The organism is Acidisphaera sp. S103, from assembly GCF_009765975.1.
In the GTDB taxonomy this organism is placed as follows: Bacteria; Pseudomonadota; Alphaproteobacteria; order Acetobacterales; family Acetobacteraceae; genus Rhodopila.
Genome location: NZ_LMUJ01000104.1, coordinates 48,612 through 61,488, shown reverse-complemented (window position 1 = coordinate 61,488; position 12,877 = coordinate 48,612). Strand labels below are relative to the sequence as shown.

13 protein-coding genes are annotated in these 12,877 nt (G+C 60.0%); 6 read left to right on the top strand and 7 right to left on the bottom strand.

Features of this window, described 5'->3' with window-relative positions; translation table 11 throughout:
* The first annotated feature begins 253 nt into the window (after positions 1 to 253).
* On the top strand, positions 254 to 400 hold the full coding sequence (locus GSQ89_RS34685) for a hypothetical protein (protein WP_158932675.1): 147 nt from the start codon (positions 254 to 256) through the stop codon (positions 398 to 400).
* A gap of 224 nt (positions 401 to 624) precedes the next feature.
* Here the strand turns inward: GSQ89_RS34685 and GSQ89_RS34680 are convergent, their stop codons facing one another.
* On the bottom strand, positions 625 to 1,419 hold the full coding sequence (locus GSQ89_RS34680; RefSeq protein ID WP_158932674.1) for a hypothetical protein: 795 nt from the start codon (positions 1,417 to 1,419) through the stop codon (positions 625 to 627).
* Between the two features lie 156 nt (positions 1,420 to 1,575).
* On the opposite strand from GSQ89_RS34680, the gene GSQ89_RS34675 reads away from it, so the two are divergent.
* Positions 1,576 to 2,076, top strand: coding sequence for a hypothetical protein (locus tag GSQ89_RS34675; protein WP_158932673.1), 501 nt, complete (start codon positions 1,576 to 1,578; stop codon positions 2,074 to 2,076).
* 96 nt (positions 2,077 to 2,172) lie between these two features.
* Here the strand turns inward: GSQ89_RS34675 and GSQ89_RS34670 are convergent, their stop codons facing one another.
* The 4 genes from GSQ89_RS34670 to GSQ89_RS34655 all read right to left on the bottom strand — a co-directional run bounded on the left by GSQ89_RS34670 (position 2,173) and on the right by GSQ89_RS34655 (position 7,112).
* Positions 2,173 to 3,357 carry a pentapeptide repeat-containing protein gene (locus GSQ89_RS34670; RefSeq protein WP_158932672.1) on the bottom strand — a complete coding sequence of 395 codons (1,185 nt, stop codon included), beginning with the start codon at positions 3,355 to 3,357 and terminating at the stop codon, positions 2,173 to 2,175.
* Positions 3,357 to 4,283, bottom strand: coding sequence for a hypothetical protein (locus tag GSQ89_RS34665; protein WP_158932671.1), 927 nt, complete (start codon positions 4,281 to 4,283; stop codon positions 3,357 to 3,359). The genes GSQ89_RS34670 and GSQ89_RS34665 overlap by 1 nt, the downstream gene beginning before the upstream one ends.
* 747 nt (positions 4,284 to 5,030) lie before the next feature.
* On the bottom strand, positions 5,031 to 6,227 hold the full coding sequence (locus GSQ89_RS34660) for an IS91 family transposase (RefSeq protein ID WP_158932670.1): 1,197 nt from the start codon (positions 6,225 to 6,227) through the stop codon (positions 5,031 to 5,033).
* Positions 6,228 to 6,239: 12 nt separating this feature from the next.
* Entirely contained in the window at positions 6,240 to 7,112 is an 873-nt protein-coding gene (locus GSQ89_RS34655) for a site-specific integrase (RefSeq protein WP_158932669.1), read from the bottom strand.
* A 225-nt stretch (positions 7,113 to 7,337) separates the two neighbouring features.
* Between GSQ89_RS34655 and GSQ89_RS34650 the strand changes: the two genes are divergently transcribed.
* Genes GSQ89_RS34650 through GSQ89_RS34640 form a run of 3 tightly spaced genes read left to right on the top strand, consistent with a single transcriptional unit; the run spans position 7,338 to position 9,151 of the window.
* Complete coding sequence (locus tag GSQ89_RS34650; RefSeq protein WP_158932668.1) at positions 7,338 to 7,601, top strand: UPF0175 family protein; 264 nt, start codon at positions 7,338 to 7,340, stop codon at positions 7,599 to 7,601.
* A gap of 6 nt (positions 7,602 to 7,607) precedes the next feature.
* On the top strand, positions 7,608 to 8,105 hold the full coding sequence (locus GSQ89_RS34645; RefSeq protein WP_158932667.1) for a DUF3368 domain-containing protein: 498 nt from the start codon (positions 7,608 to 7,610) through the stop codon (positions 8,103 to 8,105).
* Positions 8,106 to 8,113: 8 nt separating this feature from the next.
* Positions 8,114 to 9,151 carry a tyrosine-type recombinase/integrase gene (locus tag GSQ89_RS34640; RefSeq protein ID WP_254073519.1) on the top strand — a complete coding sequence of 346 codons (1,038 nt, stop codon included), beginning with the start codon at positions 8,114 to 8,116 and terminating at the stop codon, positions 9,149 to 9,151.
* Positions 9,152 to 9,275: 124 nt separating this feature from the next.
* Here GSQ89_RS34640 and GSQ89_RS34635 read toward each other — a convergent pair whose 3' ends face one another.
* Positions 9,276 to 9,875 carry a hypothetical protein gene (locus GSQ89_RS34635; protein ID WP_216856555.1) on the bottom strand — a complete coding sequence of 200 codons (600 nt, stop codon included), beginning with the start codon at positions 9,873 to 9,875 and terminating at the stop codon, positions 9,276 to 9,278.
* A gap of 126 nt (positions 9,876 to 10,001) precedes the next feature.
* Between GSQ89_RS34635 and GSQ89_RS34630 the strand changes: the two genes are divergently transcribed.
* On the top strand, positions 10,002 to 11,018 hold the full coding sequence (locus tag GSQ89_RS34630) for a site-specific integrase (RefSeq protein ID WP_254073518.1): 1,017 nt from the start codon (positions 10,002 to 10,004) through the stop codon (positions 11,016 to 11,018).
* 274 nt (positions 11,019 to 11,292) lie between these two features.
* On the opposite strand, the gene GSQ89_RS34625 is transcribed toward GSQ89_RS34630, so the two are convergent.
* The gene (locus GSQ89_RS34625; protein ID WP_158932666.1) at positions 11,293 to 12,339 is read right to left on the bottom strand and encodes an IS110 family transposase; all 1,047 of its coding nucleotides are present in this window, start codon (positions 12,337 to 12,339) and stop codon (positions 11,293 to 11,295) included.
* Between the last annotated feature and the right edge of the window lie 538 nt (positions 12,340 to 12,877).

Here is a 12,877-nt window from a genome sequence, read left to right as displayed (position 1 = left end):
AGCACCCGCCACTATGCGTCCTTCGACAAGCCTTGCCCAGACCATTGCTCAACGGCTTCGCCAAATCGGCCGACTCGCACACAGATGCGACCACCACCGCGCGGGCTATCTAGCGCTCGCAGCAATCCACGCCGCCATGGGCGCCCTCCTGGTCGCCAGTGCCGCGACGCCCGAGGCCATACTAATCGGACTTGCCGCCGCCATTTACGCTGTCCTGGCCTTCGTGCCAAACCATACGGCATAGCTGGTGAACATGGGTCACGCGATCGCGATCATCGACGGACCCTCCCGATGGCGCACCGCCGGGGCGATTCTGGCGCAGTTGAACTATCTCAAAGACCTGGGTGGCAACGTACTGGAACCCATGTCGGAGGACACAAAGGCTCCTGGCGTTGCCTAATGCCATCAATGGAAGGTCGGCAGGCACTTACCGTAATGGGGCGTTATGCGGTCGGCGTCGCGAGGCCGGCCCACTTTGACGGCTCGTCTCGTTATCCACTTGGTGGCGCCTGCGGATCAGAAATTCGAGATATCCCAGCTAGCCCCAAGCTGCTGATCGATTGGAGTCTCCGATGAGCATATCCCAAGGGCCGCTGACCATGAACGCGACGGCAATCAGGCATTCTACCCCTCTGAATTATGTGCCCGATCTTGCTGTGCCTTGTCCCTTGAGGGGACGATCTGGATTTCAAAACCGTCGCAACGTACCAGATGTGACCGGTTAAAATCTAACTGGCGTAGCTGGCGGGAAAAAGAATCAGTTTCGCCAGCTAGTAACGAAGTGGCGCGAGCCGATGCTTGCGCCACGGCCATTTGCTGATCGGAGAGCTTAATCGTCGGCAGCGAATGCCCACTCCGTATAGACTTATCTATAGTTGGAATAAACTTCGTATCCTTCTCGATGAGGGCCAAGTTGCTTGCTTCATCAAAATCGCGCGCTATCTTTTCGGCACCTATCCGGGCTTTTAGACACAGTATTTGCTCCGAAAGATCAGATTTTGCCTTTTGCTCTGTTTGAAATTGAGCCTTAAGCGCGTTCCGCTCCTGCACAGCCGCATTATTTTTGTCCTCTTCCTTTCGGATTTTCTTGTTAAGGTCAGTAATCTGCGTCGCTAGATAAATCCCTTCCTGTTGCTTTCTCGTAAGCTGTTCTTCGAGTGCACCCTTGTCTTGCTGGACTACCCGGTCGATGCTGTTGATCTTTTGCCACAATCTACCCGAATCGTCATTACAGGCGACCACTACAGTGATGACGCCCGAAATGGCACCTACGATAAGCACGCTAAACCTTACCAAGTGATGATCGCTTATACGATTCAACCACCGCTGCCGAGGTGGCGTCGCTGCCGGATTAGCATCCAAATCTTCGGTACCCATGGTATCCCCCAAATCGGCACTCGAAATAATATGTATCGCCATCGGCAAAAATCAACTGAACGCGATGGTGGTGACCGCGAACTGTTCCAGAACGCGATACCGGATCAACTCAATACCGACAAGGGGGGTACGCCATAGAACGGGCAGGATAGCACGGTTCGTGGCACGGAAAGAGAACATGGCTATGCTGCTATCGCCTTGGCCGAGGGCAAGCCGGCAGCGATGCGCTTGAGCGGCCGGAATCCGTCCGGGCCAAGGCTGGCATCGTCGCGCTCCGGCTACCACAACAAAGAATGGGCGCTGCTGATGCGCGCTGTAGGCCTCGTGGCGTCCGATACCGGCGCGCCGGGCGGGCGGGAAGTCGGGCAGCAACTCAGCCATTACATCGAGGAAGGCGGCGCGTTTGCCCGCGCCTGCGCCGAACTGGTGGCGCAGGGGTTTGACCCGCTCTATGTCGAACTGTGGACGGAGGGCGGCGAGGCGACCCGCCGCCAAAAGGCGGCCAGCAAAACGAAATACACCTGCCCCGGTTGCGCGGCCAACGCCTGGGCGAAGCCCGACATGCACCCTGTTGGCTGTGGCCCGTCCAAAATCGGTGGCGCGTTTGAGGGCGAACGCACCGGTCGACGTGCCCGCTCCCCCGACCTCTGCCCGTGGGCGAGACCACGGCCGGCGCGGCTATCAACGCCGCTGTACTGAATTGCGGGTGAACGACGCTGACGGGCCGCGCCTAGAGAGGGACGGCAGCAGCGGGGAAGGGGGGATTTGGGCAATCTGGGGCCGCATAATCGTGTATTATCTATCTGTCACGGTCGCGATTGATTTCACACAGACAGAGCGACCCATAAACCTACCGTGGAAAAATCCACTCACCAGTTGGAGAAATCGATGTTCGGTCAAGCGCGCAGACTTTACGTGATCAATTGGCCATTCGTCGAAGCAAGGTTCGGTGCATGCAAACGCGAAAACCAACGACCTTGTCCTTCTATGGTCAAGTTGAAGCCCGCCAAAGATATATAACCCTAGTGACATTGCACCGTTCGGTATTTGTAAATAGCGGTTGAGGCCGATGTATTGTCCATCTTCATGAGCAAGTACACGCAGGTAACCCGAAAACGGCATCGCTGACTGGGTCTCCAGCGTTCCGCCGACACTCGCAACAATCTCCGGCATTTTGTGGGTTCGAACCTGACGCTCCGTCACGTAACTAAAACCGTGTCCACGCGGAGTGAAGGCTTGCATGTGGAATAGGGAGTCACTCTGAGGGTGGGCCAATACTTGTCTGAGGACAGGAGTTCCTATCGCCACTCGAATGTTTGAGGCCAATACATCGCCGGGCGCGTGCCAAACCGAGGCATCAAAGCCTAACTCGGTCAGGCCAAGTGCAGATGTAAGCTCTTCCAGAAAACGTAATGGGGCGACCTCGGGCTTTGCTAGGTAGGTAACTAAATTGGATCCATACATACGACTCGGATTGCGTCTTCTTCGTCGCAACTCATTGATAAGGAGCACAACGAAACTCAGGGTGCGACCACGTGCGCTAAATTCACCCGCCGGGAATGCGTACCCCTCGTCGTCTAATACCTCCAAGGCGAGGCTAACCTTCTGCCGCAAATCCATATCTGTCTGAGGTGATTGTACCCGCGGCCGGCCACGGCTCCGTCTGTCACCTTGCGCCTCGATTTGTAATTCTGGTGGCCACTTCGTCATCTTATCGATGCGGGCGTTGCGAAACATTTCCGGTGTTAAGCCGATGGCGCGCGTGAAGTCCGCCCCCTGCACGTCCGCTCTGTCGAAGTCCGCATCGGTAAAATCAAAGCCCGAAAGGTCTTGACCTTGAAGATCCGTGCCTCTCATTGACGCTCCACGAAACGCTGTCGCCTTATTTAGTTCGGCCATTCCGACCAGCTCGACAAATCCAGCATCTTTCGAATGTGCGACCAATATCGCCTTGCGAATCATATCTTCTGTCAGAGGCATCATGGCGATCCTAGGCCGACGGTGATGCGGGCTAGCACTGCCCGGTTATGGCAGTCCTGATTTTTTAGTTGCTCATAAAAGAGCGCGTTCATCACGACGTTCTGGTTGATCGAGCAATGCTGCGGCATTTTTGCTTCAGTGCCACTCAAAGGGCTTATTCGAGCACGAAAACTGTTTCTTGAAGCATGGACAATAATATTGATTGGTCCGGCGCCACTTTCCGCAACCTCAAGATCCATCAAGTACTCATCGTCGAGAGGTTCGCCATCAATCATTCCACTAGTTCGGTCGAGAGGTCCGATAATCCTCTCGCCAGCAGCAGAGATTTTGAAGTTCCGTAATCCGCGTTGGCTCGGGCGAGACCTGTGAGTCGGTTGGTAAAGTCCCGGTTCCACGGTAAGCAGGGCTTCCGCCAAACCTATGGTAATTGCCTTCCCTCGATAGCTTAGATCTCGGTCTGGGGAGATAATGAGAGTAATGGATAGGCGCATAGTACCATCCTCCAAAGGAGTAGGGGCGTGGGCCTGAAGTGTAATGAGGGTAGCTTTGCCTCGAAGATTGGGCGATTTGTCGGATCGCGGGTCTGTACTGGGAACTTCGTGTGCGGTGATATGGCCACGAGCAAGCTGCCACAATCGGTGCATAGCCGCCCGGTCAGCTTTGAATCGATCAATGTCGCCGTACAGACATTTCAGGAGGGGCGTGATCTCGTAAGGCGGCATTAAAGCATCAGGATCGCGCCAATTGGCGACAGAGCGTTCCGATATTCCGGCGATATCGGCAAATTGAGTGTTAGTCCAAGGTTTCCAGTGCCGCTCAGGCGTCCCGTCACCGCATTGCCCTCGATTCAGAGCGTCATCGATGATCCGCGCCAGCTCCCGCTGGTAGCGCTCAAGCTCAGGTCTGCGAATGGAGCGGCGGGGCATTGGGTGATCAGATGCTTCGTTGTTTGCGGTTGCTTGCGGGTTGCTTCGGACTCATTGTTTTCCCGTGGCGTATATATCGGCGGTTCGGCACATATTGAGAGAGCTCCTCAGACGTGGGAGTTCTTAAAATGACCACCTTCACACAGTTCGTTCAAACGATCTGGCGAGCAGCCTTCCTCCCCTCTTGGGCCAACTCTATGGTCCTTCTGTACATCGCCGCTGCCATTGTATCTCGCTTTTGGCATGACAAGATGTGGGTGGTCTACCTCGCGATAGCGGCAGCCGCTGCAGCAGCGTCGTGCCATTGAAACTTCGAGAGTGCGAGTTCGAGCCACTATTGCTGACCCACCGCAACCTCACGATCATATATCGGTGGCGAAAAACATCACGCATGATAACGTAGAGCGTTTTTCGCTTGACGGCGCGGCGCACAAGCCCCTCCGCCGGGATTCCGTTGCTGGAATCCGCGCCGGTGAGCGAAAAACGTGTTGCGCTAAACCGCTCCCCCCGCCACCTGGGCTATGGGTATTGAATGCCGCGGCGTCCTTCGCCGATGCGGCCTAGAGGCAATTTGGAGGGCAGCGGGCGGGCATCGTCGGCCCCAAATGGGCCTTCGAGTGATCGCCACAGCCGATATTTGGCTGCTTGTGCCCCGTTCAGCGACATGCGCGGCTATTGCGGCGTAAGCGCCGCCACCCCGATCTGGCGGGCGCTTCGCGGTCATGCTGCCGGAACACCAATCCCGGGTCATGATGTATCCGGAACCGGCTGGCAGATTTTGGGCCGCGTGATGCAGTCGATCACCAACATGGTGCCGGTATGGCAGTGCGGGCACTCGCGCAATGACTGGCCGGTCAGCGCCTTGAGACGATCGCGGTAGTCTGCTGGCGGATCGGCTTTCGACCCGGCCGGCGTCATCCCAAGGAGTTCCCGGCAGCGCGCGAGCTTCTGCTTACGATGGCAGTTGCCGAGGAAGCCAAAGTACCGAATACGGTGAAACCCGTCCGGCAACACATGGATCAGAAAGCGGCGGATGAACTCGCTGGCCTCGAGAGCCATCGTTTTCTGGCCGTTGCCGTTCCGGTAATCCTTCCAACGAAAACGGACCTTGCCGCTATCCATGGACACCAGTCGGTTGTTGGAGATCGCGACGCGATGGGTATAGCGGCCAACATAGTCGAGAACCTGAGCTGGCCCGGCGAACGGCCGCTTCGCATAGATTACCCACTCTGCCTTCCAGGATGGCGCCAGGTAGCGCCGGAACGCTGCCGGCTCATGCAGATGACGATGTGCGGAGAAGAAGTTCAGCGCGCCGCTGGCGAACGCTTTCTCCAAATAGTGCAGGAACAACCCCCGAAACATCCGCGACAGCACCCGCACCGGCAGGAAAAACCCCGGCTGACAGGCAATCCAGCTTTGCCCGTCCGGTGCAAGGCCGCCGCCGGGAACCAAAAAATGGATGTGCGGGTGGTGCAATAAGTTCTGTCCCCAGGTGTGCAGCACACCGAGAAAGCCGATCTCCGCACCTAGGTGCTTGGGGTCGGCGGCGATGGTGCGCAACGTCTCCGACGCCGCCCGGAACAGAATATCGTACACCACGGTCTGGTTCTGGAACGCGATGACCTCGATCTGCGCCGGCACGGTGAACACGACATGGAAGTAAGGCACGTCGAGCAGTTCTGCCTGGCGGTCCCGTAGCCACTGCGCCCGCGCAAGACCTTGGCACTTCGGGCAGTTGCGATTTCTGCACGAGTTGAACGAGACACGCCGATGGCCGCACTCGCCGCACTGCTCGACATGACCGCCGAGAGCAGCGGTGCGGCAATTCTCGATCGCGAGCATGGCGCGCCGTCGCGCCGCGGACAGCGACGCGCCATGCTGATCACGGAAAGCCGGGCCGAAGTGGCGGAGCACATCCGCCACTTCCAGCCCCTCGCGGGCCACGAAACCCGCGCTTCAGACGGGCACCAGGTCCGGCAAGGTTGGTGAGCCGATGTCGAGAGACTCCAGCGGACTGGCGGTGGCGCAGACCGTGCTGGTGGCGATCATGAGATACTGTGCCGTGGTGCTCAGATTACGATGGCCGAGCAGCAACTGGATGGTGCGCAGGTCGGTGCCAGCTTCCAGCAGATGAACGGCGAACGCGTGGCGCAGCGCATGCGGGGCGACCGGTTTGTCGATGCCGCACAGCAGCCTCACCTCGCGGCAGGTGCGATCGATGGACAGCGGAGAAATCGGCTGACCGGGATAGCGACCCGGAAACAGCCACTCTCCGGGGCGGGTGCGCTTCCAATAGTCCCTGAGGATGTCGAGGAGCTTGGGCGGCAGCATCACATACCGGTCTTTGCGGCCTTTGCCTTGTTCGACCCGGATGACCATGCGTTTGCTGTCGATCGCGCCAGCCTTGAGGCGGACCGCTTCGGAAATTCGTAAACCGGTCGCGTAACAGACGGTCAGGATCACCCGGTGCTTGGGGTTGTCCACGGCACCCAGGAACCGCGCGACTTCCTCCTTGCTCAGCACGACGGGCAACTTCTTGGCTTGGCGGCCGGCGGGAATGTCGTCCTCGACAACCCAGGGCCGTTTGAGGGTGACGGTGAAGCAGAACCGGAGCGCGGAGACCGTGACGATGATCGAACTGGCCGCCAGACGCCTTTCCTGCGTCAGGTGGATCAGATACGTCCGGATCTCAGCTGGCCCGAGGAGTTCGGGCGATTTGCGAAAGTAGCAGGCGAACCGGACAACCTGCGCAACATACACGCGCTGGGTGTTCGAGGTCAGGTTGCGGATTTGCATATCGTCGATCATGCGACGGCGAAGCGGGCTCATGGACAACTCCTTTGCGAGATGGACAGCGCCACATGGCGCCGGCGCATCGTCTCGCAGCTGAGTTGTCAGACAAGAAAGGACATGTATTCTCGGCTTGACCAGAAACAGCCAAGTGGAGTTAGAGAAAATAGGCCGAAATCACAGAGTTACCGCGAAGCGGTTTAGTGCAACGTCCTTTATCATGGGTGACTTGACGAGAACACTCCATCCTGTCAGACTACGACCATGAACCTGACCGTCACCCTTCCGGACGACATCGCCACCCGTCTCGCCGCCGATGGCGCCGACCTCGGGCGCCGCGCACTGGAGGCGCTGGCCCTTGATGGATACCGTACCGGCCGGCTGACCCGGCCGGAATTGCGCCGCGCGCTCGGCTACGGCACCGGCGCCGAACTCAATGGTTTTCTCAAGGAACATGGGGTTGATGAATCCATGACGATTGAGGAGTTCGAACAACAGCGGCGAACGCTCGACCGGCTTGGCATCTGAGGCCGCGTGCGGGTCGTCGTCGCCGATACAAGTCCGCTGCATTACTTGGTGCTGATCCAGGCCATCGACCTGCTTCCCCGACTATTCGCCGCGGTGCACGTGCCGCTAGAGGTGCGCGCGGAATTGCTCAATGCTGGCGCGCCACCGTCCGTGCGTGAATGGGCCGCGACGCTGCCAGCATGGGTAACGGTGCATACGGTGCCGGAGATCGCAATCAACGCTTTGCCACGGTCCCTTGATGACGGCGAGCGAGCGGCCATCGCGCTGGCCGGCGTTATCCGGCCAGACCTCATTCTGATCGATGAGCGAGCGGGCGCCGCGGCCGCGGAAACCAGGGGCTTTGCCGTTACCGGCACGCTCGGGGTTCTCACCCGCGCGGCCGGTCGCGACTTGATCGATCTGCCAGCGGCCTTCGCGGCATTGAAGGCCACGAATTTCCATACCCGGCAGGTTCTGCTCGATCGGTTGCTGGCCGAGGATCGCGAAAGACGCGGAGGATTATGACTGACGGCATGGACACTGATTCCGAACAGCGCCTGACACGCAACCAACTGGTCGATCACCTCCCGGCGATCACCGTACCGGTGGCGACCGGACTTATGAGGCCGCCGCCCGACGCGACCCTGATCCCGGCGCTGATCGCGAATGAAGGTGATCAGGCCAGCTGGCGCTATGTCGATTTCTTCGCCGCAAACATCCGCAATCCGAACACGCGCCGAGCCTATGCCCGGGCCTGCCTCCAATTCTTTGGCTGGGCCGAGGAGCGCGGCCTGAGCCTGACCACCATACGGCCGTATGACGTCTCCTTATACATAGAGACTCGCCAGCAGACGCATTCCGCTCCGGACGTGAAGCAGCAGCTCGCCGCAATCCGGATGCTGTTCAACTGGTTGATCACCGGGCAGATCGTTCCGGCGAATCCGGCCTCCGCCGTGCGCGGGCCGAAGCATGTGGTGAAGACTGGCAAGACGCCGGTGTTCGACGCTACCGAATGGCGGAGATTGCTGGACGCGATCCCTGTGGACACGGTGAGAAATCTCCGGGATCGGGCACTGATCGCCACTCTCACCTATTCCTTCGCGCGGATCGGCGCGGCGCTGAAAATGAAGGTGGAAGACCTGAGGCCGAGAGGCGCCGGGTGGGAACTGCTGTTGCACGAGAAAGGGGGCAAGCAGCACGTCATGCCCTGCCATCACGCCCTGGCCGAAGCATTGCGCGCTTATATCGACGCGGCCGGAATCGCCGAGGACCGTAAGGGGTTTCTGTTTCGTACATCACGCGGCCACAAGGGGACCGCCCTGTCGCATCTACCCATGGACCAGTCTGATGCGTGGCGGATGATCCGACGGCGGGCGGGGGCGGTTGGCATTTTCGCGCCGGTCGGCAATCATTCTTTTCGGGCGACCGGGATAACCGCCTATCTGTCGAACGGTGGGGCGCTGGAGCATGCGCAGGAGATGGCTGGGCATGAGAGCCCGCGAACAACCAAGCTGTATGACCGGACGAAGGACCGCCTTACGCAGGATGAGGTCGAGCGGATCAGATTGTAAACGAATTCAGCGGCACCGTTTCATAACGATACAGATACATAACGTCCTTCTCTGATTACGTCCGCTCTGTCAACGGCAAAACCGAGAGGGCCGTCGGCCTTGATCAGAGGCCAAGGTGTTGCATTCACGGCATATCAAGCCAGAGCCCTTGTTGGACAGCGCGGTCAAGCCCAGTCGCCCCGTAGGGGGCCGCGAAGCGGCGGGCTTGAGGGCGCCGTCCGACAAGGGTGACACTCGGATTGCCGTTATGGCCTTCTGCTTCGATTTGCAGCGGCCTGCGTGCTTCTTCCAGCACTGAACACGCGGAATAGAGGCCAAAGAACAGATCACCAATCGCACGCCGCAGCAGATAGGTGATCCGCCGGCGTGCCATGTGATGCGAGCGATCGTGGATGAGGTGGCAGCGCTGGCAGAGGCTCTTGAGGTTCCGCATCCGATTGTTTTGCGGATTGTGGTCCAGATGGGCTGCCGCAAGAACGACCCGCGTCTGACGCAGATGGACAGCTTCTACGAGGTCCGGCCAACGAGCAGGTCGGCCATGGTTGTTACGCCACGTTTGGGCGTTGCCATCGAACCATCGACCGTCCGGAAGGCAGCGTATTATCTGGCCGTGTGGTCGGCGGCATCCTTCGCAAACACCTCCCGCCCGCTCGAAACGCACACGTCTGCTGATGTCGGGCCAGTTGCTTGGGTAGAACCAGCGTAGTTCGGGCTTGATCGGCATCGATACCTGATATCGTTTGAACGATCGGATTTTAGCACCAGATGTGGTCCGAACTCCAGGGTCTTCCTGCTTTGAACCTATATAGTAACACGTGAGAAGGGCTATTATCACGTATGAAGGGCTGTTATGCTCGACCCGATGGCAAATCCGCTCTCTGAGGCCCGCAAGCGCCAAGTTGCTCGTCTCGACGGCGTCAAGCCGCCGACCGCGCGGGCCGCCTTGGCTCTTGCGAAGTCTCAGGCTTACCAGGACGCCGCTGACGCGCCAGCGACACTGCGAGCCTACGCCACCGACCTTGCCAACTTCGAGGCTTGGTGCGGCAAACACGGTCTGACACCGATGCCGGCCACGCCCGAGACTGTCGGCGCCTATTTGGCCGCCGCCGGCGAAGGCTACGCAATGCCAACCCTGCGCCGCCGCGTCGCCGCCATTGCTCGCGCTTGCGGCGTGGCAGGCCATCCACTCGACACCAAGCACCCAGCCATTCGCGAAACGCTCCGCGGCATTGGGCGTAAGCACGGGACCCCTTCTCGTCGCTCAGCCGCGCTCACCACAGCGGAGGTCAGGAAGCTGAGCCGTGCGTGCGGAACCGATCTCGCCGGCGCCCGTGACCGCGCCCTGTTCCTGATCGGCTTTGCCGGTGCCCTGCGCCGCTCTGAACTCGTCGGGTTGGACATGGCACAGGTGACCTGGACTGGCAATGGCCTGAAACTGCTGATTGAACGCTCCAAGACCGATAAAGCAGGTGAAGGTGCCGAGATCGCTATCCCCCGCGGCCGGTCCGAGGAAACCTGCCCCGTCACTGCTCTCCAAATCTGGCTGACCACAGCCGAGATCACCGCCGGTCCCCTCTTCCGCAAGGTCAATCGCGGCGGCGTGGTAGAGTCGGCGCGGCTGAGTCCGGACGCCGTGCGGCAGATCTTGCTGAAGCGCGCCGCCCGGGCTGGACTGAAGGGGACACTCTTCGAGCCCATCAGCCCGCACGGTCTGCGCGCTGGTTTTGTCACGACCGCGTATCGCAATGGCGTGCCCGATGAAGAAATCATGGGCCACACGCGCCACCGCAGCCTGACAACCATGCGCAGCTACGTCCGGCGGGCCAAGCTCGGCCAGGCCAGCCCCGCCGGTAAGCTCGGCCTGTAACCAGGTCAGCGCATGATCCAGCTTCGGCCGAGCCAATCGCCTGTTCTTCGTCGCGCGTTATGTCGCCGCGGAGCTCGTGCTTCTCTTCGAGGTCGGCACCGGGCCGCCTCATGATCGGGTGCGAAGGCCGGACGCTGCTATCTTTATGGCGCACTCTGTGCCGGCCCAGGGACCGACGTGCAGGACGTTATGCGCAGTCGTTCGAACCTCGTCCCCACGGGACACCGCTCGCCGAAGGCGAACTGAGTGTATTGTCTCCTATGTTACTATGCCGTTACGCTGCCGCCATTGCTGCCGACGTATCGTCTCTGCTCCAACGGAACTCGCTCCCGTCGGCCCACATGCGATGCATGATCACCGCGAGTTTGCGCGCGACGGCCACGGTCGCCCGGCGCAACCCGCGCCGCTTCGCCACCGCCATGCCCCAGGCCTTCAGCGTCGACCAACGGGTAACACGCGTCAGTAGCGCGTGTGCCGCCAAGAAGAGGGCCTCCCGGGCGAGCCGGTCACCACTCTTGCTAATCGCCCCGTTTCGGTCGATCTCGCCAGAGGCGTATTTTCGCGGTGTCAAACCGAGATGCGCTCCGACGTCGCGCGAATGGCGGAACCGCGCCGGATCATCGATCGCGGTCGGGAAGGCGAGCGCGGTTACCGGTCCAACACCTGGGACGGTGAGCAGTCGGCGGCACACGCCATCCGCTTTTACCGCCTTGAGCACCATAACATGGAGCGCATCGTATTGCTCCTGCAACGCTGCACGTGCCGCCAGCATGGGGCGGACTATTGCCTGCAACCGTGATTGGTCCGCTGTAAGTTCGATCACGCGAGCCTCAAATGCGGCCGTTGAGACCTTGCCGACCTTCAACCCGAACGCTTTCAGCGTGCCGCGGGTCTCGTTCTCCAACGTCACCCGGCCGGTCAGCAGCGTCTTTCGATTTGTCAGCAGCAGACGCAGTTCCTGGCTCGCCGTCGTCTTGACATGCACCGCCGTGAACCAGCCCACGCGCATGGCTTGCGCGATAGCCCGGGCGTCGTTGCGATCGGTCTTCACTGCCATCGCCGCCGTCGCACCTTTCATGCGGCGCGTCTCAATGCAAATCGCGGGGAAACCTGCTGCTTGTAACCCCTCGCAAAGCCAAGGCGAGAGCGGTCCAGCTTCCAGGCCGACACGATCGAACGTTACGTCGATCTGCTTTAACCACATCGAAATGGCCTCTGGCTCGGTCGCCGCCTTACCTTCACGTACGATCTTGCCAGCATCATCGACGACACAGATTGCGGTTTCCTCAAGAGAGACACCCAGCCCAGCGAAGTATGTCACGGGAACCTCCAGGTGATTGTGGGACACGTTACTTTACCCTGCTGACGTGGCTTCCGACGAGCCGCCGACCGCAATCACCCGATCTTTATGTTGCACGAACTTTCTCTAATTCTGTCAGTTTCCAAAGTCGACCGTAACGAACTGCCAAAGTCCTCTGCCGCGATCTTGTTACCGAGCAGTTCTAACTCACAGCCGGGCAGAAGCCCGGCCGAGACACAACGAGATCATGGCGGCGCTTGAAACGATCGATGTTTCAATCCGCGGCCGGGCCGAAGCCCGGCCGAGACCCGAAGGGTTACGACGCCTTTCTGTACCTCTTCCCGTTTCAATCCGCGGCCGGGCCGAAGCCCGGCCGAGACGGCGGAAACCGAAGGCCATTAGCGGGATACCACTTGTTTCATTCCGCGGCCGGGCCGAAGCCCGGCCGAGACCAGCGATGCAGCCCCGTGAGCAACGTGTGGTCGAGGTTTCAATCCGCGGCCGGGCCGAAGCCCGGCCGAGACTCCGCGCGCCGCTGCCACGGCATCGAGTGGTAGGG